31 protein-coding genes are annotated in these 24,587 nt (G+C 68.5%); 2 read left to right on the top strand and 29 right to left on the bottom strand.

Annotated elements, in window-relative coordinates; all coding sequences use genetic code 11:
- Positions 1–255: 255 nt before the first annotated feature.
- From BX285_RS08850 to rfbB, 22 genes are all read right to left on the bottom strand, one after another.
- Positions 256–441, bottom strand: a complete 186-nt coding sequence (locus BX285_RS08850) for a type Z 30S ribosomal protein S14 (RefSeq protein WP_030055830.1) — start codon at positions 439–441, stop codon at positions 256–258.
- Between the two features lie 4 nt (positions 442–445).
- On the bottom strand, positions 446–1,015 hold the full coding sequence (gene rplE / locus BX285_RS08845; protein WP_097237489.1) for a 50S ribosomal protein L5: 570 nt from the start codon (positions 1,013–1,015) through the stop codon (positions 446–448).
- Positions 1,015–1,326 carry a 50S ribosomal protein L24 gene (rplX, locus tag BX285_RS08840; protein WP_030232484.1) on the bottom strand — a complete coding sequence of 104 codons (312 nt, stop codon included), beginning with the start codon at positions 1,324–1,326 and terminating at the stop codon, positions 1,015–1,017. Before rplX ends, rplE begins: the two co-directional genes overlap by 1 nt.
- Positions 1,327–1,341: 15 nt before the next feature.
- Complete coding sequence (gene rplN, locus BX285_RS08835; RefSeq protein WP_030232481.1) at positions 1,342–1,713, bottom strand: 50S ribosomal protein L14; 372 nt, start codon at positions 1,711–1,713, stop codon at positions 1,342–1,344.
- Between the two features lie 102 nt (positions 1,714–1,815).
- A complete protein-coding gene (gene rpsQ, locus BX285_RS08830) occupies positions 1,816–2,088 on the bottom strand; it encodes a 30S ribosomal protein S17 (protein WP_097237488.1) in 273 nt (90 codons plus the stop codon).
- Complete coding sequence (rpmC, locus tag BX285_RS08825; RefSeq protein WP_030263491.1) at positions 2,088–2,312, bottom strand: 50S ribosomal protein L29; 225 nt, start codon at positions 2,310–2,312, stop codon at positions 2,088–2,090. Before rpmC ends, rpsQ begins: the two co-directional genes overlap by 1 nt.
- Positions 2,312–2,731 carry a 50S ribosomal protein L16 gene (rplP, locus tag BX285_RS08820; protein ID WP_030300385.1) on the bottom strand — a complete coding sequence of 140 codons (420 nt, stop codon included), beginning with the start codon at positions 2,729–2,731 and terminating at the stop codon, positions 2,312–2,314. The genes rpmC and rplP overlap by 1 nt, the downstream gene beginning before the upstream one ends.
- A gap of 5 nt (positions 2,732–2,736) precedes the next feature.
- Positions 2,737–3,561 carry a 30S ribosomal protein S3 gene (rpsC, locus tag BX285_RS08815; protein WP_097237487.1) on the bottom strand — a complete coding sequence of 275 codons (825 nt, stop codon included), beginning with the start codon at positions 3,559–3,561 and terminating at the stop codon, positions 2,737–2,739.
- Positions 3,561–3,908, bottom strand: a complete 348-nt coding sequence (rplV, locus tag BX285_RS08810; RefSeq protein WP_030280773.1) for a 50S ribosomal protein L22 — start codon at positions 3,906–3,908, stop codon at positions 3,561–3,563. Before rplV ends, rpsC begins: the two co-directional genes overlap by 1 nt.
- 82 nt (positions 3,909–3,990) lie before the next feature.
- Positions 3,991–4,272, bottom strand: coding sequence for a 30S ribosomal protein S19 (gene rpsS / locus BX285_RS08805; protein WP_030280772.1), 282 nt, complete (start codon positions 4,270–4,272; stop codon positions 3,991–3,993).
- A gap of 11 nt (positions 4,273–4,283) precedes the next feature.
- A complete protein-coding gene (rplB, locus tag BX285_RS08800; protein WP_030232466.1) occupies positions 4,284–5,120 on the bottom strand; it encodes a 50S ribosomal protein L2 in 837 nt (278 codons plus the stop codon).
- 46 nt (positions 5,121–5,166) lie between these two features.
- The gene (gene rplW / locus BX285_RS08795) at positions 5,167–5,484 is read right to left on the bottom strand and encodes a 50S ribosomal protein L23 (protein WP_030280768.1); all 318 of its coding nucleotides are present in this window, start codon (positions 5,482–5,484) and stop codon (positions 5,167–5,169) included.
- Positions 5,484–6,161: a 50S ribosomal protein L4 gene (gene rplD, locus BX285_RS08790; protein WP_097237486.1), complete on the bottom strand. Its 678-nt coding sequence runs from the start codon at positions 6,159–6,161 to the stop codon at positions 5,484–5,486. The genes rplW and rplD overlap by 1 nt, the downstream gene beginning before the upstream one ends.
- A 4-nt stretch (positions 6,162–6,165) precedes the next feature.
- A complete protein-coding gene (gene rplC / locus BX285_RS08785; protein WP_031063055.1) occupies positions 6,166–6,813 on the bottom strand; it encodes a 50S ribosomal protein L3 in 648 nt (215 codons plus the stop codon).
- Between the two features lie 14 nt (positions 6,814–6,827).
- Complete coding sequence (rpsJ, locus tag BX285_RS08780; protein WP_012785157.1) at positions 6,828–7,136, bottom strand: 30S ribosomal protein S10; 309 nt, start codon at positions 7,134–7,136, stop codon at positions 6,828–6,830.
- Positions 7,137–7,527: 391 nt separating this feature from the next.
- Positions 7,528–9,342: a phospholipid carrier-dependent glycosyltransferase gene (locus tag BX285_RS08775; RefSeq protein ID WP_097237485.1), complete on the bottom strand. Its 1,815-nt coding sequence runs from the start codon at positions 9,340–9,342 to the stop codon at positions 7,528–7,530.
- A 221-nt stretch (positions 9,343–9,563) separates the two neighbouring features.
- Entirely contained in the window at positions 9,564–10,472 is a 909-nt protein-coding gene (locus BX285_RS08770; RefSeq protein WP_218893103.1) for a glycosyltransferase family 2 protein, read from the bottom strand.
- Positions 10,473–10,476: 4 nt separating this feature from the next.
- Complete coding sequence (locus tag BX285_RS08765) at positions 10,477–10,875, bottom strand: DUF2304 domain-containing protein (protein WP_030232447.1); 399 nt, start codon at positions 10,873–10,875, stop codon at positions 10,477–10,479.
- Positions 10,872–11,561: a glycosyltransferase family 2 protein gene (locus BX285_RS08760; protein ID WP_218893102.1), complete on the bottom strand. Its 690-nt coding sequence runs from the start codon at positions 11,559–11,561 to the stop codon at positions 10,872–10,874. Before BX285_RS08760 ends, BX285_RS08765 begins: the two co-directional genes overlap by 4 nt.
- Positions 11,562–11,629: 68 nt before the next feature.
- Complete coding sequence (locus tag BX285_RS08755; protein ID WP_179852849.1) at positions 11,630–12,955, bottom strand: lipopolysaccharide biosynthesis protein; 1,326 nt, start codon at positions 12,953–12,955, stop codon at positions 11,630–11,632.
- An 8-nt stretch (positions 12,956–12,963) separates the two neighbouring features.
- A complete protein-coding gene (gene rfbD, locus BX285_RS08750) occupies positions 12,964–13,899 on the bottom strand; it encodes a dTDP-4-dehydrorhamnose reductase (protein ID WP_259470467.1) in 936 nt (311 codons plus the stop codon).
- On the bottom strand, positions 13,896–14,873 hold the full coding sequence (gene rfbB, locus BX285_RS08745) for a dTDP-glucose 4,6-dehydratase (protein WP_097237483.1): 978 nt from the start codon (positions 14,871–14,873) through the stop codon (positions 13,896–13,898). Before rfbB ends, rfbD begins: the two co-directional genes overlap by 4 nt.
- Positions 14,874–14,963: 90 nt before the next feature.
- Here rfbB and rfbA point away from each other — a divergent pair, with 90 nt between their 5' ends.
- Positions 14,964–15,839 (top strand): glucose-1-phosphate thymidylyltransferase RfbA, encoded by an 876-nt coding sequence (gene rfbA / locus BX285_RS08740; RefSeq protein ID WP_097237482.1) that lies wholly within the window; start codon positions 14,964–14,966, stop codon positions 15,837–15,839.
- Positions 15,836–16,435 carry a dTDP-4-dehydrorhamnose 3,5-epimerase gene (rfbC, locus tag BX285_RS08735; protein WP_097237481.1) on the top strand — a complete coding sequence of 200 codons (600 nt, stop codon included), beginning with the start codon at positions 15,836–15,838 and terminating at the stop codon, positions 16,433–16,435. The genes rfbA and rfbC overlap by 4 nt, the downstream gene beginning before the upstream one ends.
- Positions 16,436–16,531: 96 nt before the next feature.
- Here rfbC and BX285_RS08730 read toward each other — a convergent pair whose 3' ends face one another.
- From BX285_RS08730 to BX285_RS08700, 7 genes are all read right to left on the bottom strand, one after another.
- Positions 16,532–17,008 carry a GtrA family protein gene (locus BX285_RS08730; protein ID WP_259470466.1) on the bottom strand — a complete coding sequence of 159 codons (477 nt, stop codon included), beginning with the start codon at positions 17,006–17,008 and terminating at the stop codon, positions 16,532–16,534.
- Complete coding sequence (locus BX285_RS08725) at positions 17,005–17,967, bottom strand: glycosyltransferase family 2 protein (RefSeq protein ID WP_121174846.1); 963 nt, start codon at positions 17,965–17,967, stop codon at positions 17,005–17,007. Before BX285_RS08725 ends, BX285_RS08730 begins: the two co-directional genes overlap by 4 nt.
- A 195-nt stretch (positions 17,968–18,162) precedes the next feature.
- On the bottom strand, positions 18,163–19,356 hold the full coding sequence (tuf, locus tag BX285_RS08720) for an elongation factor Tu (RefSeq protein WP_097237479.1): 1,194 nt from the start codon (positions 19,354–19,356) through the stop codon (positions 18,163–18,165).
- 218 nt (positions 19,357–19,574) lie between these two features.
- Positions 19,575–21,680, bottom strand: a complete 2,106-nt coding sequence (fusA, locus tag BX285_RS08715) for an elongation factor G (RefSeq protein WP_097237478.1) — start codon at positions 21,678–21,680, stop codon at positions 19,575–19,577.
- Positions 21,681–21,719: 39 nt separating this feature from the next.
- Positions 21,720–22,190, bottom strand: coding sequence for a 30S ribosomal protein S7 (gene rpsG / locus BX285_RS08710; RefSeq protein WP_030055803.1), 471 nt, complete (start codon positions 22,188–22,190; stop codon positions 21,720–21,722).
- 2 nt (positions 22,191–22,192) lie between these two features.
- Complete coding sequence (gene rpsL / locus BX285_RS08705) at positions 22,193–22,564, bottom strand: 30S ribosomal protein S12 (RefSeq protein WP_014144289.1); 372 nt, start codon at positions 22,562–22,564, stop codon at positions 22,193–22,195.
- 379 nt (positions 22,565–22,943) lie between these two features.
- Complete coding sequence (locus BX285_RS08700; RefSeq protein ID WP_097237477.1) at positions 22,944–24,545, bottom strand: DUF2142 domain-containing protein; 1,602 nt, start codon at positions 24,543–24,545, stop codon at positions 22,944–22,946.
- Positions 24,546–24,587: the final 42 nt, after the last annotated feature.

Raw genomic sequence — 24,587 nt, 5'->3', positions numbered from 1 at the left:
GGCCTCTCTCGCCGTGGTTTCTCCGCACCAGGTCCCCCTTCCGCACTCTCGCGAGTTCGTCAGGGGCACAAGCGCAGGGGACCTACGACGTAGTAAGACTGGGTGCGAGCCTTCCAGAAGGACCGCGGGCATCCATGGGGAAGCCGCGGCAGGGGGCCCGACCCCACTACCTTACGGGAAGCCGTACGGCAGGCCCAAAACGGGCCGGTGTGGGATCGGGCACCTCTGCTTCGCTGGGTGCCTAAAGCGCCTGGATTACCAGGAGCTCTTGGTCACGCCCGGCAGCTCGCCGCGGTGCGCCATCTCACGGAGGCAGACACGGCACAGGCCGAACTTGCGGTACACCGAGTGCGGACGGCCGCAGCGCTGGCACCGGGTGTAGGCCCGGACGCCGAACTTCGGCTTGCGCTCGGACTTCGCGATGAGGGACTTCTTCGCCATTGGCTCACGCCTCCTTGAACGGGAAGCCCAGAGCGCGCAGGAGCGCCCGGCCCTCGTCGTCGGTCTGAGCGGTGGTCACGACGGTGATGTCCATACCGCGCTGACGGTCGACCTTGTCCTGGTCGATCTCGTGGAACATAACCTGCTCGGTCAGACCGAAGGTGTAGTTGCCACGGCCGTCGAACTGCTTCGGGGAGAGACCACGGAAGTCACGGATACGCGGCAGGGCCAGCGACACCAGACGGTCCAGGAACTCCCACATGCGGTCACCACGGAGGGTGACGTGGGTGCCGATCGGCTGGCCCTCGCGCAGCTTGAACTGCGCGATGGACTTACGGGCCTTGGTCACGGCCGGCTTCTGACCGGTGATCGCGGTCAGGTCGCGGATCGCGCCCTCGATCAGCTTGCTGTCACGGGCAGCCTCGCCGACACCCATGTTGACCACGACCTTGACCAGGCCGGGGATCAGCATGACGTTCTCGTACGAGAACTGCTCCTGCAGCTGACCCTTGATCTCGGAGCGGTAGCGCTCCTTGAGACGGGGGGTCACCTTCTCAACAGTCGTCTCAGACATCAGATGTCCTCACCGGTTCGCTTGGCAACGCGGATCTTGTTGCCCTCGTCGTCGAAGCGGTAGCCAACGCGGGTGACGACCTTCTTGCCGTCCTTCTCCACGACCAGCTGGACGTTGGAGACGTGCACCGGGGCCTCGACGGTCACGATGCCACCCTGGGTACCCGGACCCGGCTTGGTGTGCTTCTTGACCCGGTTCACACCCTCGACCAGGACCTTGTTCTCAGCCGGCATGGCCTGGATGACCTTGCCCTGCTTGCCCTTGTCCTTGCCGGTGATGACCTGGACCAGGTCACCCTTCTTGATCTTCATGCTGTTCGCCATGGGTTAGAGCACCTCCGGCGCCAGCGAGATGATCTTCATGAACTTCTTGTCGCGCAGCTCGCGGCCCACCGGGCCGAAGATGCGGGTGCCACGGGGGTCACCCTCGGTGTTCTTCAGCACGACAGCGGCGTTCTCGTCGAAACGGATGTACGAGCCATCCGGACGACGACGCTCCTTGACGGTGCGGACGACGACGCACTTGACGACGTCACCCTTCTTCACCGAACCACCGGGGATCGCGTCCTTGACGGTCGCGACGATGACGTCCCCGATACCGGCGTAGCGGCGACCGGAGCCACCGAGAACACGGATGCAAAGGATCTCCTTGGCACCAGTGTTGTCGGCAACACGCAGTCGCGACTCCTGCTGGATCACAGCTTTCTCCTGATCGTCAACGAGAGTCGACGGGCCGGCCGCTGCTCACACCGGCGCCCCCGGGGGACCCGCTGCACATACGGCCGTACCTCATCGGCTTCGTTACTTGGCCTTCTCGAGGATCTCGACGACGCGCCAGCGCTTGGACGCGGACAGCGGGCGGGTCTCCGCGAGGAGGACCCGGTCGCCGATGCCGCAAGCGTTCTGCTCGTCGTGCGCCTTCAGCTTGTTCGTACGGCGGATGACCTTGCCGTACAGAGCGTGCTTGACGCGGTCCTCGACGGCGACGACGACGGTCTTGTCCATCTTGTCGCTGACGACGAGACCCTCGCGGGTCTTGCGGAAACCGCGCGTCTCGTTGGTGTTCTCAGTCATCAGGCGTTCTCCACCGTCTCGATGCCCAGCTCGCGCTCGCGCATCAGGGTGTAGATCCGCGCGATGTCCTTGCGGACGAGCTTGAGCCGTCCGTGGTTGTCGAGCTGCCCGGTCGCCGCCTGGAAGCGGAGGTTGAACAGCTCCTCCTTGGCCTCGCGAAGCTTCGCAACGAGACCCTCGTTGTCCAGCTGGCGAAGCTCAGCAGCCTTGGTAGCGGCCGACATCAGCTCTCACCGTCCTCGCGCCGGACGATCCGGCACTTCATCGGCAGCTTGTGCGCGGCGCGGGTGAGCGCCTCGCGAGCAACCTTCTCGTTCGGGTACGACAGCTCGAACATGACCCGACCCGGGTGCACGTTCGCGATCCACCACTCCGGCGAACCCTTACCGGAACCCATGCGGGTCTCGGCCGGCTTCTTGGTGAGCGGGCGGTCCGGGTAGATGTTGATCCAGACCTTGCCGCCACGGCGGATGTGACGGGTGATCGCGATACGAGCGGACTCGATCTGACGGTTCGTCACGTAGGCCGGGGTCACGGCCTGGATGCCGAACTGGCCGAACGCCAGCTCGGTGCCACCCTTGGAAGCGCCACGGCGCTTCGGGTGGTGCTGCTTGCGGTGCTTGACCCGACGGGGGATCAGCATTTGGGTCAGGCCTCCGTTCCGGTGTTCTCGGCAGCCGGAGCCTCGACGGCCGGGGCCGCGGGGGCCTCGGCAGCGGCGGGACGACGGCCACGGCCACCGCGCTCGCCACCACGGCGCTCGCCACCGCGGGCGGGACGACCACCCTCGGGACGGGCCGGGCGGTTGCCCGAGCGGGCAGCGGCGTTCTCAGCGCGGACCTCGGCGATGTTCTTGACGTCGCCCTTGTAGATCCAGACCTTCACGCCGATGCGGCCGAAGGTCGTCTTGGCCTCGAAGAAGCCGTAGTCGACGTTCGCGCGCAGGGTGTGCAGCGGCACACGGCCCTCGCGGTAGAACTCCGAACGGCTCATCTCGGCGCCGCCGAGACGACCGGAGCACTGGACCTTGATGCCCTTGGCGCCGGACTTCATGGTGCCCTGCATCGACTTGCGCATGGCACGACGGAAGGAGACGCGGGAGGACAGCTGCTCCGCGACGCCCTGAGCCACGAGCTGGGCGTCCAGCTCGGGGTTCTTGACCTCAAGGATGTTCAGCTGGACCTGCTTGCCGGTCAGCTTCTCCAGGTCGCCGCGGATGCGGTCGGCCTCGGTGCCACGGCGACCGATGACGATGCCGGGGCGAGCGGTGTGGATGTCGACGCGGACGCGGTCGCGGGTGCGCTCGATCTCGACCTTGGAGATGCCGGCGCGCTCCATGCCCTTCGTCATCATGCGACGAATGGCAACGTCTTCCTTGACGTAGTCCTTGTACAGCTTGTCGGCGTACCAGCGGGACTTGAAGTCCGTGCTGATGCCGAGGCGGAACCCGTGCGGGTTAACCTTCTGGCCCATTACCGGGTCCCTTCCTTGCTGCTGACGACCACGGTGATGTGGCTGGTCCGCTTGCGGATCCGGTAGGCGCGGCCCTGGGCGCGCGGACGGAACCGCTTCAGGGTCGGGCCCTCGTCAACGTACGCCTCGGAGATGTAGAGGTCGTCCACGTTGGAGTGGTTGTAGTTGTGCGCGGCGTTGGCGATGGCGCTGTCGAGCACCTTGCCGACCGGCACGGTGGCGGCCTGCGGAGCGAAACGCAGGACGGCCTGGGCCTCCGTGGCATTCATGCCACGGATGAGGTCCACCACGCGGCGGGCCTTCATGGGCGTCACGCGGATGTACCGCGCCTGTGCCCTGGCTTCCATGGTTGTCCCCTTAATGGAGTAAGTCATTGAGTCTTATTGGCGCGCAAGCTCAGCCCGTGGCCAGAGGCCACTGATGGGCTCTCTAGCGACGCTTCGACTTCCGGTCTTCCTTCACGTGGCCACGGAAGGTGCGGGTCGGAGCGAACTCGCCGAGCTTGTGGCCGACCATCGACTCGGTGACGAACACCGGGACGTGCTTACGGCCATCGTGAACCGCGATCGTGTGGCCGAGCATGCTCGGGGAGATCACGGAACGACGGGACCAGGTCTTGATGACGTTCTGGGTACCCGCCTCGTTCTGAGCGTCCACCTTCTTGATGAGGTGGCCGTCGATGAAGGGGCCCTTCTTGAGACTGCGCGGCATCTGACCTGCTCCTAGCGCTTCTTGTTGGTCTTGCGGCGGCGCACGATGAGCTTGTCCGACGCCTTGTTCGGGCGACGGGTACGGCCCTCGGGCTTACCCCACGGCGAGACCGGGTGGCGACCACCGGAGGTCTTACCCTCACCACCACCGTGCGGGTGGTCGATCGGGTTCATGGCGACACCACGCACGGTCGGGCGGACGCCCTTCCAGCGCATGCGGCCGGCCTTGCCCCAGTTGATGTTCGACTGCTCGGCGTTGCCGACCTCGCCGACGGTGGCACGGCAGCGCGCGTCAACCAGACGGATCTCACCGGAGGGCATGCGCAGGTGCGCCATCTTGCCCTCACGCGCCAGCAGCTGGATGCCGGAACCGGCCGAGCGGGCCAGCTTGGCACCGCCGCCGGGACGCAGCTCCACCGCGTGGATGGTGGTACCGACCGGGATGTTGCGCAGCGGCAGGTTGTTGCCCGGCTTGATGTCGGCGCCAGCGCCGTTCTCGATCCGGTCACCCTGCGCGATGCCGCGCGGCGCGATGATGTAGCGCTTCTCGCCGTCCGCGTAGTGCAGGAGCGCGATGCGCGCGGTGCGGTTCGGGTCGTACTCGATGTGCGCGACCTTGGCCGGCACGCCGTCCTTGTCGTGACGACGGAAGTCGATCACGCGGTAGGCGCGCTTGTGACCGCCACCCTGGTGGCGAGCGGTGACACGACCGGCGTTGTTGCGGCCGCCCTTGCTGTGCAGCGGGCGAACCAGCGACTTCTCCGGGGTGGACCGCGTGATTTCTACGAAGTCGGCCACGCTGGAGCCACGACGGCCCGGCGTAGTCGGCTTGTACTTGCGGATGCCCATTTGGCTCTCTCGTCCTCGTCCTAATCGACGATCACGATCTCCTTGTTCAGGAGACCGGACCACCGAAGATGTCGATGCGGTTGCCCTCGGCCAGCGTCACGATGGCGCGCTTGGTGTCCTTGCGCTTGCCAAAGCCCGTCTTGGAGCGCTTGCGCTTGCCCTGACGGTTGATCGTGTTGACAGCCTCGACCTTGACCGAGAAGACCGCCTCGACGGCCTGCTTGATCTGGGTCTTGTTGGCGCCCGGCGACACGATGAACGTGTACTTGTTCTCGTCGAGGAGCGAGTAGCTCTTCTCCGAGATGACCGGCTTCACCAGGACGTCACGGGGGTCCGTGAACGTCTTGCTCGTAACGTCGCTCATCAGGCGGCGCTCCCTTCGAGCTCGCCCTCAGCGGCAACGGCCTTGGCGGACGCGGCCGGACCGGCCACGAAACGCTCGAAGGCGGCCTGGGTGAAGACCACATCGTCGGAGACGAGCACGTCGTAGGTGTTCAGCTGACCGGCGTCCAGGATGTGCACGTGCGGCAGGTTGCGAGCGGACTTCAGGCCCAGCTCGTCCTCGCGCTCGACGACCAGGAGGACGTTCTTGCGCTCGGTGATCTTGCCGAACAGGCTCTTGGCGGCCTTGGTCGACGGCGCCTCGGTCGCGGTCACGCCGGTGACGACGTGGATGCGGTTGTGGCGGGCCCGGTCGGTGAGCGCACCGCGCAGGGCGGCGGCGATCATCTTCTTCGGGGTCCGCTGCGAGTAGTCGCGCGGCACGGGACCGTGCACGACGCCACCGCCGGCGAACTGCGGCGCACGGGTCGAGCCCTGACGGGCGCGGCCGGTGCCCTTCTGGCGGTACGGCTTCTTGCCGCCACCGCGGACCTCGCCACGAGTCTTGGTCTTGTGGGTGCCCTGACGGGCCGCAGCGAGCTGCGCCACGACGACCTGGTGCATCAGCGGAACGCTGACCTTCGCGTCGAAGATCTCGGCCGGCAGCTCGATGCTGCCGGTCTTGTCGCCAGCCGGCGACAGGATGTCAATGGTGCTCATTTCCTCACAGCCCCTTCGCCGCGGTGCGGACGAGGACGAGGCCGCCGTTCGGGCCCGGGACGGCGCCCTTGATGAGCAGCAGACCCTTCTCCGCGTCGACCGCGTGCACGGTCAGGTTCTGGGTGGTCACACGCTCGTGGCCCATCCGACCAGCCATGCGCAGGCCCTTGAACACACGGCCCGGGGTGGCGCAGCCACCGATGGAACCGGGCGAGCGGTGCTTGCGCTGGGTGCCGTGACCGGCGCCGAGGCCCTTGAAGTTGTGACGCTTCATGACACCGGCGAAGCCCTTGCCCTTGGAGGTGCCGGTCACGTCGACCTTGACACCCGCCTCGAACAGCTCGGCGGTGATCTCCTGGCCCAGGGTGTACTCGGAGGCGTCCGAGGTACGGAGCTCGACCAGGTGGCGGCGCGGGGTGACACCGGCCTTGGCGAAGTGGCCCGCGAGGGGCTTGTTCACCTTGCGGGGGTCGATCTCGCCGAAGCCGATCTGGACGGCGTCGTAGCCGGCCGGGCTGTCGGCGGTGTGGACCTGGGTCACGACATTGGGCCCAGCCTTGACGACGGTCACCGGAACGACCCGGTTGTTCTCGTCCCAGACCTGGGTCATGCCGAGCTTCTCGCCCAGGATGCCCTTAATCTGCTTAGCCATCTTCGGTGCGCCTCTCAGAGCTTGATCTCGATGTCGACGCCAGCCGGCAGGTCGAGACGCATGAGCGAGTCAACCGTCTTCGGCGTGGGGTCGAGGATGTCGATCAGACGCTTGTGAGTACGCATCTCGAAGTGCTCGCGCGAGTCCTTGTACTTGTGCGGCGAGCGGATGACGCAGTACACGTTCTTCTCAGTGGGCAGCGGCACCGGGCCTGCGACCTGCGCACCAGTACGGATCACCGTCTCGACGATCTTCTTCGCCGAGGAGTCGATGACCTCGTGGTCGTAGGCCTTGAGCCGGATGCGGATCTTCTGTCCCGCCATGGCTACTCAGTAGTCCTTTGTCCTTAGTCACTTCACGACCCCCCTCCGACCCCCGCGCTCGGGCGTGTCGCCCTCGCGCTTGCAAAAAACCGGCGAAATAACTCGTCGGTTTCGAACTTCGGAATGGGGGGAGCCGGGCCGAGGCCCCGCATACGCTTCCCGGAAGATTCCCGTACTTTCGCCCCGCAGCTGCCGTGGCGTAGAACTCACGCTTGACGGCCATCACGGGAACGACGAGTACATGGGACTCGCTTCCGGTCCTCCCGGCGGGAGGCGCGCAGCATCGGCACTCAACCGAGCAACTTGGACATACTGCCACATGGAGCAGCCCGGATGCCAATCGGGGCCGATGAGGTGCTCCTCACCGGCCCCGATGGGGTGATCACGCAGGTCAGTCCTTGCGCCAGAGGACCCAGCCGTGTTCCTTGCTGTACTTCGCGACGTGCCAGCCCGGGCGCGGCGTGGACCAGCTGGCCTCCGGCGCGACGTCCTGGCCGACCGCCAGCAGCATCGCGGTGGCCTGCTCCGGCGGGTTGTTGCCGTTCTTGACGTTGTCGGTCCAGACCCGGCCCCAGTAGACCTCGTAGGCCAGCGCCATCCGGGTGCCCCAGTCGAGGTCCCAGTCCAGGATCACGTTGTCGCCCTTGCGCAGCCCGGCCTCCTTGGCCAGGCCGACGGCCGGGTACTTGCGGAACTTGGCGTGCGGCTCGGCGACGTTGTCGGTGATCGCGACGGTCGCATAGGCGGCGAAGAGCGTCACGCAGCCGACCACGGCGGCCACCACCCGGCGCCCGCCGGCCACCCGCAGCAGCAGGCAGGCGGCCAGCACCGCCAGCGCGCCGAGGGTTGTCCGGCCCATGTGCAGGTTGTCCCAGCTCGACGCCAGGAACATCGCGTCCGGCACGGTCCACGGCAGCGCCCAGTCCTTCAGCGCCTTGCCGGCGTACCCGGTGACGGACACCTGGATGATCGCGATCACCGCCGCGCCGACCAGCGCCGACCAGAGCAGCGACCGTGTCCGGGCCCGGAACAGCGCGGCCAGACCGACGACCAGGAACAGCGGCACCAGCACCGCGCAGTACCGGGCGTACACCCAGTTGTCGACGCGGTCGGTGTCCGCCAGGCCCGCCGCGGAGGCCAGCGCGGTGCCGAACAGCATGGCGAGCATGCAGAAGGCCACCACGCGGTCGGCCACCGTGAACCGGCGGCGGAACACGGCCACCACGCACAGCACGAAGGCGATCGCCCCGAAGCCGTACGTGGAGGTCATGAAGTACCAGAGCTGCCCGAAGGTGCGGGCGATGATCGTGCCGATGAACCTGCTGTCCTCCAGGTTCTCGAAGACCTTGTTGCCGACCGTGCTCGGCGGCACGTCCTTGAACTGGTTCTCGACGAAGCCGGCCAGCAGCTTGGCCCCCAGGACGGACGCCCCGAGCCCGGCGAGCCCGGCCAGCGCGGAGAGCCGCGGCGCCCAGCCGACGGCCAGCACCACCAGCAGGGCCAGCGCGGTCAGCGCCACCACCACGCCGCCGCGGTCGTGGGTGGCCATGGTGTAGCCGGCCGCCAGGCCCATCGCCACCGCGTGCAGCGAGCGGCGGCGCGGCGATCCGGGCGAGAGCCAGCCGTGCATCGTGACCAGCCAGGCCAGCAGGAGCACCGGGAGGACGGTGTCCGACATGACGAACTGGGAGTAGAAGATCACCGGCGGCACCAGCGCCACGGCGGTCGCCGACAGGTACGCGTGCGTGCGGGACAGGCCCAGCCGGCGCGCGGCCACGAAGGCCAGCGGGAAGACCAGCGCGTTGAGCACCGCGTTGATGCCCATGATCAGGTGGTACGCGGTCGCCGGGTTGTCGGCGATCCGCAGCGCCGGCGAGATCAGCAGCGGGTACCCGCCGGGGATGACCACGCCGACGGGCATCTCGGTGGTCGGCCGGCCGGCCAGCACCCTCGCTATCACGAGGTACGAGTCCTCGTCCGCGTGCACCGACGGGAAGTAGTTGTGGATCGACAGCGCCAGCCGGAACGCCGTCTGCCCGAGGTAGCCCAGCAGCAGTGCCGTCGGCCAGAACCACCGGTGGGCGGCGAGCGCCCGCAGCCGGACCAGAGCGGCCGGCGGCCGGGTCGGGTCGGCGGCCGCGGTCCCGCCGTCCTCCCCCGGACTCCGCCCGTCGGGCGCTTGGGCAGAGTCGATCAGCGGCTGCACCGGGACACTTCCCTACTTGAGTGAGTGGACGATCTCGTCATGGCCGTCTTGACGCGGCGTCGCGAGCTCCGGCCCGCCCCCACCGCTCTTCGGATCGCATCGGCAGTCTGCCACGGGCCGTTCGACCGGGGCCAGCACATCCTGCCCGTCACAGACGACAACGACCGGCCCCGGAACGGCGGTTCACCCTGCGGTGCCGCGCCCGGAGCCGGTCGTACGGCTCAGCCCTCGTGCCGCTGCCCGGAGGTCAGCGCGTGCCGGAACAGGGCCTTGGCGCCGTCCCGCTGACCGCGGCGCAGCGCGCCCGGCAGCATGGTCAGCGCGTGCAGCCGGGAGGCGCTGCGGACCCGGGCCGCACGGGCGGCCTTGGGCCAGCCGCGGGCGTCCATCCGCTCCGCCACCGCGTTGAAGTACCGCTCCGCCTCGGTGAACCGGGTACCGGAGAAGGCCTGCACCGAGGACTCGCTCACCGCGTGCCGGCGGTACTGGAAGACGACCGTGGTGTTGTCCACGATCATCTGCTCGCCGCGCTCCAGCAGGTCGACGACCAGGGCCAGGTCCTGGATCACCGAGTAGTCGTCGCGGAAGTTCACCGCGCGCAGTGCCTCGCCCCGCCAGCAGATCGACGGGAAGTAGAGCCAGTTGCCGCGCAGCACGCTCGCCGCGAGCTCCTCGCCGCCCATCAGGCGCCGGCCCTTGACGGTCGGAGCGTAGATCCGCTCCTTCACGTTGTCGGCCAGGCCCGAGACGGGCGCACCGTTGCCGTCGATCACCTCGACGCCCGGCTGCACCATGCCCACGTCCGGGTTGTCGCGCAGGACGGCCCGGACGGTCTCCAGGTAGTGCGGGTGCAGCAGGTCGTCGCAGCCCATGATGACCACGTGGTCGGCCCGGGACAGCTCCACGCACTTCTGGAAGTTCTTGGTGATGCCGAGGTTCTGCGCGTTGCGCTGGTAGTGCACCCGGTCGTCGCCGAGCTCGGCGAACCAGCCCGGGACGTCCGGCTCCTTGCCGTCGTCGAGGACGGTCAGCCGGAAGTCCCGGTCGGTCTGCGCGAGGATGCTGCGGACCGCGGCCTGCATCAGTGCCACGTCGCCGTAGTACGGCAGCATGAACTCGAAGGTCGCCACGGGATCAGGCCTTGCTGCGGTCGACCGGGGCCGAGACCGGCAGGTCCAGGTCGAAGCGCTCCTCGTTCAGCCGGGCGCCCTCGTTGATCGCCACGGTGCGCGCCAGGTCGGTGAGCTTCTTCTCCAGCGAGCGGAAGCGCAGGAAGGTGTTGAGGGTCAGGAAGCCCATCGCCAGCACCATCACGTACAGAACCAGGTCGGTGCCACGGCCGACGCCCAGCTGGTGGGCGAGCCAGGTCACGTCGGTGGGGCGCAGCACCGCGTAGATGTTCACGACCACGAAGACCGAGAACGCGATGCGCTTCCAGGCGCGGGTGTTGGCACGGTCCCAACGCCGGATGAACATGAAGGCGAGAGTGACCGAGCCGAGAATGAGAACCAGCTGGATCCAGAAGAATTTCATCGGCGGCTACGCTCCCGCAGCGAGATGTCGAAGATGATGTTGACGCCGTTGATCAGGGACTGACCCTTGGCGCGTGAGTAGTCGGTGTACAGGATGTCCACCGGGAGCTCGGCGACCCGCAGGTCGGAGCCGGCCAGGAAGCTGACGATCTCCGAGGCGTGCGCCATGCCGTTCATGGTGATCCGCAGTCGGCCGGCGGCCTCGCGGTTGAGCACCCGCAGCCCGTTGTGGGCGTCGGTCAGCTTGAGCTTGCGCGCCGTCGGGCTGACGGTCGCCGCGGTCCGCAGGACGACCCGCTTGATCCACGGCACCTGGCCGTTCTGCTCGATGAAGCGCGAGCCGAGGACCACGTCGGTCTCGCCCTCGCGCAGCAGCGCGACCATCTTCTCGACGTCGGCGGTCTGGTGCTGACCGTCCGCGTCGAAGGTGGCGAAGTACTTGGCACCGGGCTGGGCCAGGGCGTACGCGAGGCCGGTCTGCAGCGCCGCACCCTGTCCGAGGTTGACCGGGTGGCGCACCAGGTGGGCACCCGTGCCCATGATGTGCTTGGCCGAGTCGTCACCGCTGCCGTCATCGACCACCACGATGTTCGGGAACGTCTTTCGCGCCCCCTCCACAACGTCGGCGATCACCTGGCCCTCGTTGTAGGCCGGGATCACCAGCCAAACATCGTCGTACTGGGACACGGAGGCTCCATGAATGGGGTCTGGCCCGCGCTGCTGCGCGGCGATCTGAAGATGGTGGGCGGACACGGTCATTCACCGGCCGTCCGGCTGCTCAACACCGCGGCGTCCTGGTCGCCCGACTGCTGGACGAGGCCTGCGGAAGTCGTCGCCGAACGGGCGAAACTCTGCCTCAGGACCGCCAGCATACCGACGACGGTGGCCACGGAACCGGCCGCGTAGGCCAGGATCACGCGGGTCGACACCTCCCCCGGCAGGAAGGTCACCCCCGCGAGGACCGCGGTGCCGACCGCCCAGCAGAGCAGCTGGAGGTTGTGCCGTTTGAATACCATCAGCGCCTGGCCGAGCACCATCGCGAACATGTACGCCACGGTTCCGGCGGACAACCAGAAGAAGTCGAGGCAGCCGAGGACCGGCTTCGCCCCGAACAGCACCTGGATCAGCCAGGGGCCGAGGGCGACCGCGGGGATGCCGCCGAGCAGCCCCAGCAGGCCGACCACCGCACCGATCCGGCGGAGCATACCGGTGAACGCGGCCCGGTCCCCCACCGCGATGGCCGCGGAGAGGCCGTTGAGCAGCGAGGCCTGCAACGATCCGAAGACGAACAGCGGCACACGGGCCAGCACCAGCGCGTTGAGCAGGGCGGCGATCAGCGCGGACTCGGTGGGCGCGAGCAGCTTGGTGCTCACCACGGCGGCGTTGACCACGACCTGCGAGAGCAGGGTCGAGCAGATCAGCAGCCCCAGGCCGGAGCAGAGCTCCGACCAGCCGACCTGCTCGCCGGGCTTGACCGCCCGCAGCAGCGGCGGCAGCGTGGCGATGGTGGCCAGGATCGGCGCGACGGCCAGGATCAGGCTGAACGCGAGCGCCGAGTGCACCCCGGCCGCGCCGCAGCCGAAGGCCAGGCCGATCCGCAGGCCGCCGTCCAGCCCCAGCTGGGTGCCGTACGCGCCGAAGCGGCCGAGGCCGGCCAGCACGCCGCGGGTGAGGTAGCAGACCGCCATGCCGGTGAAGGCTCCGCCGAGCGCCAGCACCAGCGAGCGGTCGCCGTGGAACATCGCCCGGGCGATCGGGCCGGAGGCGGCGCCGAGGACGAGCAGGGTCGCGCCGAGGATCCCGCCGGTGAGCAGGGTGGCCCGGCGCAGCACCGGTGCGGCGCCGTGACCGAGCGCGGCTCGTGCGGAGACGATCCGGGTGAGTTCCTGCTCGATCGGGAAGAAGACGCCGATGCCGACGGACATCACGATCGTCCACAGCAGGGAGACGTTCGCCATGTCGTCGACCGACAGGCTGTGGCCGGCCACTCCGAGGTGGATGTAGGAGGCGGCGCCCAATACGACGGTGCCGCCGGCCACCGCCAGGGTTCCCGGCGGCAGCGCGGCAGCGACCTTCGTCAACGCTTTCTTCACTGAGGTCTGTCGCTCTCGGTGGTCCGGGCCGTGGCGGCCAGTTCGGCGAAGACGGGCCGGGCCAGGGCCTCGGCCAGCATGGCCCGCCACTCGGGCAGCGGGGCCAGCCCGGCGGCGGCCCAGCGGTCGTGGGCCAGCACGCTGAAGGCGGGGCGGACGGCCGGGCGGACGAACGCCTCCGAGGTGGTGGGGCGGATCCGCTCCGGGTCGAGCCCGCTCAGCGCGTAGGTCTCGCGGGCCAGCCCGCACCAGGTGGTCCGGCCGCTCGCGGTGCCGTGGTAGACCCCGGCCGGAGCCTCGCCGGCGAGCGCGGCGCGGCCGAGCTCGACCAGCCGGCCGGCCAGCGCGTACGACCAGGTCGGCTGACCGTGCTGGTCGTCGACGACGTCCAGGGTGTCCCGCTGGGTGGCCAGCTTGAGCATGGTGGCCACGAAGTTCGGGCCGTGCTCGCCGTACAGCCAGGCGGTGCGCACCACGTAGCCGTGCTCGGGGAGGAGCTCGGCGACGGCCCGCTCCCCCACCAGCTTGCTGCGGCCGTACGCGTTGACCGGCGCGGTCGGGGCGTCCTCCGGGCAGGGCTCGGTGGCGTCGCCCGGGAGGACGTAGTCGGTGGAGACGTGCAGCAGCCGGACGCCGGCCTTGGCGCAGGCCGCGGCCAGGAGGCGCACGCCGGTGCCGTTGACGGCGGTGGCGGCGTCCTCCTCGGTCTCCGCGGCGTCGACGTTCGTCCACGCGGCGCAGTTGACCACGAGGTCGTGGCCCTCGACGGCGGCCTGCACGGCCGCCGCGTCGGTGATGTCCAGGTCGGCCCGGCGCAGCGCGGTGACCTCGGCGGTCGGGTCGGCGGCGAGCACCGCCAGCACGTCCCGCCCGAGCATCCCGGCCGCGCCGGTGACCAGCCAGCGCACCCGGCCGGCGGCGTTCGCGGTCACTTGGCCAGGGCCGCCTTCTGCTTCAGCGGCTCCCACCAGGCGCGGTTCTCGCGGTACCAGGCGATGGTCGCGGCGAGGCCGTCCTCGAAGCGGACCTGCGGCTCGTAGCCGAGCTCCTCGCGGATCTTGCTGATGTCGATCGAGTAGCGCAGGTCGTGGCCCTTGCGGTCCTCGACGTGCTCGACCATGTCCCAGCCCGCGCCGGCGGCCTCCAGCAGCAGGCCGGTCAGCTCCTTGTTGGTGGCCTCGGTGCCGCCGCCGATGTTGTAGACCTCACCCGCGCGGCCGCCGCGCATGACCAGCTCGATGCCCCGGCAGTGGTCCGAGACGTGCAGCCAGTCGCGGACGTTGCCGCCGTCGCCGTACAGCGGAACCTTCTTGCCGTCGATCAGGTTGGTGGTGAAGAGCGGGATGACCTTCTCCGGGAACTGGTAGTGCCCGTAGTTGTTGGAGCAGCGGGTCACCACGACGTCCATGCCGTGCGTGCGGTGGTAGGCCAGCGCCAGCAGGTCGGAGGAGGCCTTGGAGGCGGAGTAGGGGGAGTTCGGCTCCAGCGGCCAGGTCTCGGTCCAGGAGCCCTCGCTGATCGAGCCGTACACCTCGTCGGTGGAGATGTGCACGAAGCGGCCGACACCGTGCTTGCGGGCGGCGTCCAGGAGGACCTGGGTGCCCACGACGTTGGTCAGCACGAACGGGCCCGCACCGGCGATCGACCGGTCCACGTGGGACTCGGCGGCGAAGTGCACGACGACGTCGTGGCCGGGCATGACCTGGTCGACCGCGTCGACGTCGCAGATGTCGCCCTGGACGAAGGTGTAGCCCTGGTGGTTCGCCACCGGGGCCAGGTTCTCCAGGACGCCCGAGTAGGTGAGCTTGTCAAAGACGGTGATCCGGGCGCTCTCGTCCGCTCCGAGGAGCTGACGGACGAACTCCGAACCAATGAATCCGGCGCCGCCGGTCACGAGGATGCGCATAATGCGCGTAGTCTACCGCCGCCCGAGCGGCCTCCTGTCCCGCCCCCACCGGCCCCCACCACCCCCCGAGTTCTCGAATAGGGTGCACCCATGCGTGGAATCCTCCTGGCCGGCGGCACCGGCTCACGGCTGTGGCCCTTGACCCGAGCGGTGTCGAAGCAGCTCCTCCCGGTCTTCGACAAGCCGATGATCTACTACCCCCTCTCGACCCTGGTGATGGCCGGGATAAGCGAAATCCTGATCATCACCACCCCGAACGACCGGGACCAGTTCGAACGGCTGCTGGGTGACGGTTCCCAGCTCGGCCTGAAGCTCCAGTACGCCGTCCAGGAGAAGCCCGAGGGCATCGCCCAGGCCTTCGTGCTCGGCGCGGACTTCATCGGCGACGAGCCGGTGGCCCTCATCCTCGGCGACAACATCTTCCACGGCAGCGGCCTGGGCACCGCCCTGACCGAGCACTCCGACATCAAGGGCGGCCGGGTCTTCGCCTACCCGGTCGCCGACCCGACCGCGTACGGCGTGGTCGAGTTCGACGAGAGCGGCCAGGTCATCTCGATCGAGGAGAAGCCGGCCGAGCCCAAGTCCCGCTACGCCGTCCCCGGCCTGTACTTCTACGACAACCGGGTCGTCGAGATCGCCCGCAACCTGAAGCCGAGCGCCCGCGGCGAGCTGGAGATCACCGCCGTCAACGACGCGTACCTGCGCACCGGCGACCTGCACGTCACGATCCTCGACCGCGGCACCGCCTGGCTGGACACCGGCACCTTCGTCTCGATGGTCCAGGCCTCGGAGTTCGTCCGGGTCATCGAGGAGCGCCAGGGCTTCAAGATCGGCTGCATCGAGGAGGCGGTCTGGCGGGCCGGCCTGATCGACGACGCGCAGCTGCGCGAGCTCGCCGAGCCGCTGCTGAAGAGCGGTTACGGCCAGTACCTGGTGACCCTGCTCGACGAGGCGGCCGGCCGGTGAAGTTCCGTGAACTCTCCATCGAGGGCGCCTTCGAGATCACCCCTCAGGTGCACGGCGACCCGCGGGGCCACTTCACCGAGTGGTACCGCTTCGACCGGCTCGCCGAGGTCGTCGGTCACCCGCTGACGCTGGCTCAGGCCAACCTGTCGCTCTCCGCCAAGGACGTCGTGCGCGGCATCCACTTCGCGGACGTGCCGCCCGGCCAGGCCAAGTACGTCGCCTGCACCCGCGGCGCGGTGCTGGACGTCATCGTCGACCTGCGGGTCGGCTCGCCGACCTTCGGCAAGTGGGAGGGCGTGCGCCTGGACGACACCGAGCGCAAGGCCGTCTACATCCCCGAGGGCCTGGGCCACGGCTTCTGCGCGCTCACCGACGACGCGACGCTGACCTACCTCTGCTCGGCGACGTACAACCCGACCGGCGAGCACGGCGTGCACCCGCTGGACCCGGACCTCGGCATCGAGTGGCCGGCCGAGGCCCCGCAGCTGTCGGCCCGCGACGCGGCCGCGCCCTCGCTCGCGGAGGCGATCGCCAGTGGCCTGCTGCCGGACTACGAGGCCTGCAAGGCCTACACGGAGTCGCTGAAGCAGCAGTGACGGCGACGGTGACGGCAGAGGCCGGAACCACGAAGGGGACGCGTGCCGCGGCACGCGTCCCCTTCGTCGTCACTGCCGCCGTCCGGCCGGCCGTCGTCAGCGCTTCCGGAAGACCCAGACCTTGAGGAGCACGAACCGGGCCACGGTGGCGAGGCCGTTCGCCACGACGAGGCCGGTCACCTCGACCACCCGGGAGGCGTCCGGCACCGCCGCGTCGAGCAGCGCCAGGGCGCCGCTGCTGAGGCCGAGCCCGATCACGAAGGCGACCGCACCCTGGAGCTGGTGGCGCACCGCGCCGTCCGAGCCGGTGATGCCGAAGGTGAAGCGGCGGTTGGCCGCGGTGTTGGCCACCGCACTGACGGCCAGCGCCACCAGGTTGGCCACCTGGGAGGAGGCGACCAGCCGCAGCAGGACGAACAGCGCCAGGTAGAAGAGCGTGCTCAGCACGCCGATGACCAGGAAGGACGGCAGCTGCCGGCGCATCCCGGGCGAGCCGGGGGCCTGCCCGCCGCGCTCGTCGTTCCCGCCGTGCTCACCGTGCTCGTCGCGGTCGGCGGAGAGGATCTCGTTCACTTGCCCGTCCCGTACCGGTCCTGCTCCTCGGCCGAGTCGTAGCCGACGAAGTAGGCCGGCCGCGCCTGGACCGCCGAGTAGATCCGGCCGACGTACTCGCCGAGCAGTCCGACGCAGACCAGCTGGACGGCGCCGAGGAACAGCATGCCTATGAACAGCGAGGACCAGCCCGGCACGGTGGAGCCGACGGCGTACGCGATCGTGGTGTAGAGCGCCAGCGCGATGCAGACCAGGAAGCTGAACAGCCCCAGCCAGGTGGCCAACCGCAGCGGGGCCGCGGAGAAGTTGGTGACGCTGTCCAGCGCGAGCCGGACCATCTTGGACAGCGGGTAGTGGGTGCTGCCGGCGACCCGCTCCTCGCGGACGTAGACCACCTCGCCGCTGGGGAAGCCCAGCCACGGCACCAGCAGCCGGTAGACCGGCTGGTGCTCGGGCATCGCCTTGAGCGCGTCCACCGCGGCCCGGCTGAGCAGCCGGAAGTCGCCGGCCTGGTTGGGCATCCGCTTGCCGACCAGCTTGCGCATCAGCCAGTAGTACGCCCCGGCGCTGTGCCGTTTGAAGGAGGTGTCGGTGCCGCGGTCGCCGCGGACGCCGTAGACGATGTCCAGGCCCTGCTCCCGGGCGAGCGCCAGCATCTCGGGGATCTTCTCCGGCGGGTCCTGCAGGTCGGCGTCGATCGAGACGACGTAGTCGCCGAAGGCCCGGTGGATGCCGGCGGTGAGGGCGGCCTGGTGCCCGGAGTTGCGGGCGAAGCGGACGATGCGGAACTCCGGCCAGTCCTGGCGGATCTTCTGCATCAGCACCGGCGTCGCGTCGGTGCTGCCGTCGTCGACGCCGACCACCTCGTAGGCCACGTCGAGCCCGTCGAGGATCGGCCGCAGCCGTTCGACGGTCAGCGGAAGCGCCTCCTGCTCGTTGTAGATCGGCATCACGACCGACAACAGCGGTGTGGTTGACATGCGGTGGGTCCCACTTTCCGCGACGGCGGGAGCTTGTTGGTGGCCCGACCATAACAGTCGGCGATGAGCGGCCCGTGAAAGGAGGCGCGCCCCCGTGAGTGCCTCATGAAGGAACGCCGAAGGGCCCCGCACACCGAGCGGTGCGCGGGGCCCTTCGGACTCAGCCTGTACGAGGCAGGCAGGTCAGATCGTCAATTACTTGAGGATCTTGGTGACCTGGCCGGCGCCGACGGTGCGGCCACCCTCACGGATGGCGAACTTCAGGCCCTCCTCCATGGCGATCGGCTGGATCAGCGCGACCGTCATGGCGGTGTTGTCGCCCGGCATGACCATCTCGGTGCCCTCGGGGAGGGTCACGACGCCGGTCACGTCCGTGGTACGGAAGTAGAACTGCGGGCGGTAGTTGTTGAAGAACGGGGTGTGGCGGCCACCCTCGTCCTTCGACAGGATGTACGACTGGGCCTCGAAGTCGGTGTGCGGCGTGACCGAACCCGGCTTGATGATGACCTGGCCGCGCTCGACGTCCTCGCGCTTGATGCCACGGAGCAGCAGACCGACGTTCTCACCGGCCTGGCCCTCGTCGAGCAGCTTGCGGAACATCTCGATGCCGGTGACCGTGGTGGTGGTCTTGGTCTCCTTGATGCCGATGATGTCGACAGTCTCGTTGACCTTGAGGATGCCACGCTCGATACGACCGGTGACGACGGTGCCACGACCGGTGATCGTGAAGACGTCCTCGATCGGCATCAGGAACGGCTGGTCCACGGCGCGGGCCGGGGTGGGGATGTTCTCGTCGACGGCGTGCATCAGGCCGACGAGCTTCTCGCCCCACTCCTTGTCGCCCTCCAGGGCCTTCAGGGCGGAGACACGGACGACCGGCAGGTCGTCGCCCGGGAACTCGTACTCGGAGAGCAGCTCACGGACCTCGAGCTCGACGAGCTCCAGGATCTCCTCGTCGTCCACCATGTCGGCCTTGTTCAGGGCGACGACGATGTAGGGGACGCCGACCTGGCGGGCCAGGAGGACGTGCTCCTTGGTCTGCGGCATCGGGCCGTCGGTGGCGGCGACCACCAGGATGGCGCCGTCCATCTGGGCGGCACCGGTGATCATGTTCTTGATGTAGTCAGCGTGACCCGGGCAGTCGACGTGGGCGTAGTGACGCGCCTCGGTCTGGTACTCGACGTGCGCGATCGAGATGGTGATACCGCGCTGACGCTCCTCCGGCGCCTTGTCGATCTGGTCGAACGGCGTGAAGGGGTTCAGGTCCGGGTACGCGTCGTGCAGCACCTTGGTGATGGCCGCGGTCAGCGTGGTCTTGCCGTGGTCGATGTGACCAATGGTGCCGATGTTGACGTGGGGCTTCGTCCGCTCGAACTTCGCCTTCGCCACTGAGTCCTCCTGAGGACAGTTCCTGTACGCCGTGCTGACGTCAGTTGGTCTTGATCGGGCTGGGTCCGTGGTGCCGGAAGCACCTCGCACCGTCCCGCGGGTAGGGGCCGGAGGCCCCGGGAGGATCCGTCCGGATCCTCCCGGGTCGCCTCCTAATAGCCTAAGGGGTCGGAATCATCCCGAATGTCGGGCTGGTTCCGAGGCCGGCAGAGCCGGACCTACTCGCCCTTGGCCTTGGCGATGATCTCCTCAGCCACGGCCTTGGGGACCTCGGCGTACGAGTCGAACTGCATCGAGTAGCTGGCGCGACCAGAGGTCTTGCTGCGCAGGTCACCGACGTAGCCGAACATCTCGGAGAGGGGCACCAGCGCCGTGACGACGCGGGCACCGTGACGCTCGTCCATGGACCGGATCTGGCCACGGCGAGAGTTGATGTCGCCGATCACATCGCCCATGTAGTCCTCGGGCGTGGTGACCTCGACGGCCATCATCGGCTCAAGAAGGACCGGCTTGGCCTTCTTCGCGCCTTCCTTGAAGGCCATCGAGCCGGCGATCTTGAACGCGAGCTCGGAGGAGTCGACGTCGTGCGACGCACCGTCGAGCAGCGTGACGCGGACACCCTGCAGCGGGTAGCCGGCGAGCACACCGAACTCCATGGCCTCCTGGCAACCGGCGTCGACCGAAGGGATGTACTCCTTCGGCACGCGGCCACCGGTGACCTTGTTCACGAACTCGTAGCCCTCGGCCTGCTCAAGCGGCTCGATCGCGATCTGGATCTTCGCGAACTGGCCCGAACCACCGGTCTGCTTCTTGTGCGTGTAGTCGATGCGCTCGACGGCCGAACGGATCGTCTCGCGGTAGGCGACCTGCGGCTTGCCGACGTTGGCCTCGACCTTGAACTCACGCTTCATACGGTCGACCAGCACCTCAAGGTGCAGCTCGCCCATACCCGCGATGATGGTCTGGCCGGTCTCCTCGTCCGTGTTGACCTGGAAGGACGGGTCCTCCTCGGCGAGACGCTGGATGGCGACACCCAGCTTCTCCTGGTCACCCTTGGACTTGGGCTCGATGGCGACGCGGATGACCGGGGCCGGGAAGTCCATGGACTCCAGGATGACCGGGTTCTTCTCGTCGGCCAGCGTCTCACCGGTGGTGGTCTGCTTCAGGCCCATGACGGCGACGATGTCGCCGGCGCCCACCGACTCGATCTCCTCACGCTTGTTCGCGTGCATGCGGTAGATCTTGCCGATGCGCTCCTTCTTGCCCTTCACGGCGTTCAGCACCGAGGTGCCGGACTCCAGGCGACCGGAGTAGATCCGGACGAAGGTGAGCTTGCCCAGGTGAGGGTCGGACATGATCTTGAACGCCAGCGCAGCCAGCGGCTCGTCGTCCGAAGCCTTACGGGAGATCTTCGTCTCCGGGTCGTTCGGCTTGGTGCCCTCGATGGACTCGATGTCCAGCGGCGACGGCAGGTACTTGACGACCGCGTCGAGCAGGGGCTGAACGCCCTTGTTCTTGAAGGCGGTACCGCAGAAGATCGGGGTGAAGTCCGAGTTCAGGGTGCCCTTGCGGATCGCGTCCTGCAGCAGCTCGACCGGGATGTCCTCGCCCTCAAGGGCGAGCTCCATGATCTCGTCGCTGACGTTCGAGACGGTGTCGATCAGCGCCTCGCGGTACTCCTCCGCCTGCTCCTGCAGCTCGGCCGGGATGTCGACGATGTCGTACATCTCGCCCTTGGCGGCCTCGGCCGACCAGACCAGCGCCTTCATGCGGACAAGGTCGACAACGCCCTTGAAGTCCGCCTCGGCACCGATCGGGAGCTGCATGACCAGCGGGGTGGCGCCGAGGCGGTCCACGATGGTCTGCACGCAGAAGAAGAAGTTCGCGCCCGTGCGGTCCAGCTTGTTGATGAAGCAGATGCGCGGGACGCCGTAGCGGTCAGCCTGCCGCCACACGGTCTCGGACTGGGGCTCGACACCGGCAACACCGTCGAACACCGTCACGGCACCGTCGAGGACGCGCAGCGAACGCTCCACCTCGACGGTGAAGTCGACGTGACCCGGGGTGTCGATGATGTTGATGGTGTGGTCGGCGTCGTCGACCGTCCAGTGACAGGTCGTCGCGGCCGACGTGATCGTGATGCCGCGCTCCTGCTCCTGCTCCATCCAGTCCATGGTGGCAGCGCCATCGTGGACCTCACCGATCTTGTACGAGACACCGGTGTAGAACAGGATCCGCTCGGTGGTGGTGGTCTTGCCCGCGTCGATGTGCGCCATGATCCCGATGTTGCGGACCTTGGCGAGGTCAAGGGAGGTTGCAGCCATGGTGGCTCGTTCTCTCTCTGTCTAGTGACGGGGTACGGACTACCAGCGGTAGTGCGCGAAGGCCTTGTTGGACTCGGCCATCTTGTGGGTGTCCTCGCGACGCTTCACGGAAGCGCCCAGGCCGTTGCTGGCGTCGAGGATCTCGTTCATCAGGCGCTCGGTCATGGTCTTCTCGCGACGGGCGCGGGAGTAACCGACCATCCAGCGCAGCGCCAGGGTGCTGGCGCGGCCCGGACGGACCTCGACCGGAACCTGGTAGGTCGCGCCACCGACACGGCGGGACTTGACCTCAAGGGCCGGCTTGACGTTCTCCAGCGCGCGCTTCAGCGTGACGACCGGGTCCGAGCCGGTCTTCTCACGGACGCCCTCAAGGGCGCCGTAGACGATCCGCTCGGCGGTGGAGCGCTTGCCGTGCAGCAGGATCTTGTTGACCAGCTGGGTGACGACCGGGGAGCCGTAAACCGGGTCGATGATGACCGGGCGCTTCGGGGCGGGGCCCTTACGAGGCATTCTTACTTCTCCTTCTTGGCGCCGTAGCGGCTGCGAGCCTGCTTGCGGTTCTTGACACCCTGGGTGTCGAGCGAACCGCGGATGATCTTGTAGCGGACACCAGGAAGGTCCTTCACACGACCACCGCGCACCAGCACGATGGAGTGCTCCTGCAGGTTGTGGCCCTCGCCCGGGATGTAAGCGGTGACCTCGATCCCGCTGGTGAGGCGCACACGGGCGACCTTGCGGAGAGCCGAGTTCGGCTTCTTCGGGGTGGTCGTGTACACACGCGTGCAGACCCCACGGCGCTGCGGGGAACCCTTCAGCGCGGGAGTCTTGTTCTTCTCGACCTTGTCCTGCCGGCCCTTTCGGACCAGCTGCTGGATCGTAGGCACCGTTTCTCCGTTTTCTGTGTGCCAAGGCTTGGTGGAACTAACCTGCGGTGTCTCCCGCACACACGGCCCCGTGGTCGACCCACGCGGTCGGGTGTGTTGGGCTTGTTACGACACGGAATCCCATGGCTGATGTACAGCGACGGCGCTCTACGCGCGGAGCGCCAGGAGGCGCTCCGGCTCGGCGCGGCGACCGGTGTGCATGCACGCACAAGGACCCGGGGACACCCCAGGCACAAGGTCAGAGCGTACCTAGCGCATGGGGCGCGGTCAAAACAAATGCAACGCCGCAGGTCGCGGGGCTTGTGCCGGAAGCGGTACCGGAGCCGACCCGGAACGGGGCCCCACTACCACAACCGCCCACTCCCCGCACGGCGAAACCCTACGCCTCCGCGTGGGCCCCGGCGAGCCGAGTACGGCCCCCCGCGTCCTCGGCCCCGGCCGCCCCGGATGGCTGCGGCCCGGTCCGCTCCCGGTTGTCCGAGACGGCCGCGAACAGCCCGAACGCGAGCGCTGTCAGCGTGTACACGAGCAGCCAGAGCGGCCAGCTGCCGGGCGGCGACCAGTGGGCCGGGCTGATCAGCAGCGGGCCCTCGGTGCCGTCGGCGTTGCGGCGCAGCGCCCACAGGAAGGCGGCGGCGTTGACCAGGCCGAGCGAGAAGCTGGAGATCACCAGCAGTCGGCGCCAGGCGAAGCCGCCCCAGGGCAGCCGCTCGTGGCAGAGCGCGGCGCACATGATCGGCAGTCCGACGGCGAAGGGCAGCAGGTAGCGGCCCTGCCAGATCATGCCGAGCTGGCGCGCCTGCATGGCCTGTGCCGCTATCGGTATCACCACGATGCCGACCATCACGCCGACGATCGCCAGGGTGTCCCGGAAGCGGGCGTAGCACAGCGCGAGCATCGCCAGGGCGAGCACCACGGCGCACCAGACCAGCAGCGTCGCGGCCGGCGGCTGGGCGTCCAGCCAGCCGAAGTAGCCGATCATGTGCTTCATGTAGAGCAGCCCGTTGTCGAAGGTCTTGCGGGCCGCGTTCAGCGGGGTGAGGTCGCTCGGGGTGTTGATGACCGAGTTGTCCGGGTGGCTCGACGACCAGACCAGGGCCGAGCCCGCCGCCGCCACCGCCAGACCGCCCCAGACCCAGGCCACCTTGCGGCGCAGCACCTCGCGCACCGCGCCCTTCTGGCTCAGCAGCAGTCCGAAGAACAGGGCCCCGGCGAACCAGATCAGCCCCAGCGGGCGGATGCTGATCAGCACCAGCGCGCCGATGCCCAGCCGGGCCAGCCGGCGGTTCAGCAGGTACGGGTCCGGGCTCATCAGCATCGGCAGCCCGGCGCTCCAGACCAGGATTCCCGCCGCGATCTCCGGGCCGCTCGGGTTGACCACGCCGAACATGAACAGGGCCATCGGGGTGGCCGCGGTGATCACTCCGAGCAGGGTGAAGGAACGCCGCCGCCACTCCGCCGCCGAGACCACCGCGCTCGCCACCAGGGCGGAGCAGATCAGCGCCGACATCAGGCGCATCAGGTAGAAGGCCGCCTCGCCGTGGACCAGGAGGCTGGGCCAGCCCACCGCGAAGTAGTACGCGGGGTGGTAGCGGCCCGCGGCCGTGGTGACCAGGGCCGTTCCCGGGCGGTCCTTGAGCGTCGGCGCGCAGGACGCGGACCGCTCGGACACGAAGACGTAGCAGGCGTTGACGTCCTTCAGGTCCTGGTAGATGCGCGGGAGGACGACACCGGTCTCGGCGAACTTGCCGTCGATCCCGCCGACCACGTGCGGGACCATGACCTCACGGCCCTCGACCTGGCCGCGGGCGACCGCTGCCGCGCGGATGAGGTGCGCGTGCTCGTCCGGCGAGGCGCCGGTCGGTGTGGAGAGCGACCAGGAAGCGCTCAGTACGAACAGGATCGCGAACGCCACGGCCCACAGTCGCCTCGGCGAGGACGCGAGCCGGTCGGCGAGGGACTTGACTGCGGTGATCATCATCTGGAATGGGGCCTTCGGGTCAGTCCGAGCTCACGGGGCGGG

The organism is Streptomyces sp. 1114.5 (assembly GCF_003635085.1).
Classification (GTDB): Bacteria; Actinomycetota; Actinomycetes; order Streptomycetales; family Streptomycetaceae; genus Kitasatospora.
This window is presented reverse-complemented; position numbering and strand designations above follow the sequence as displayed.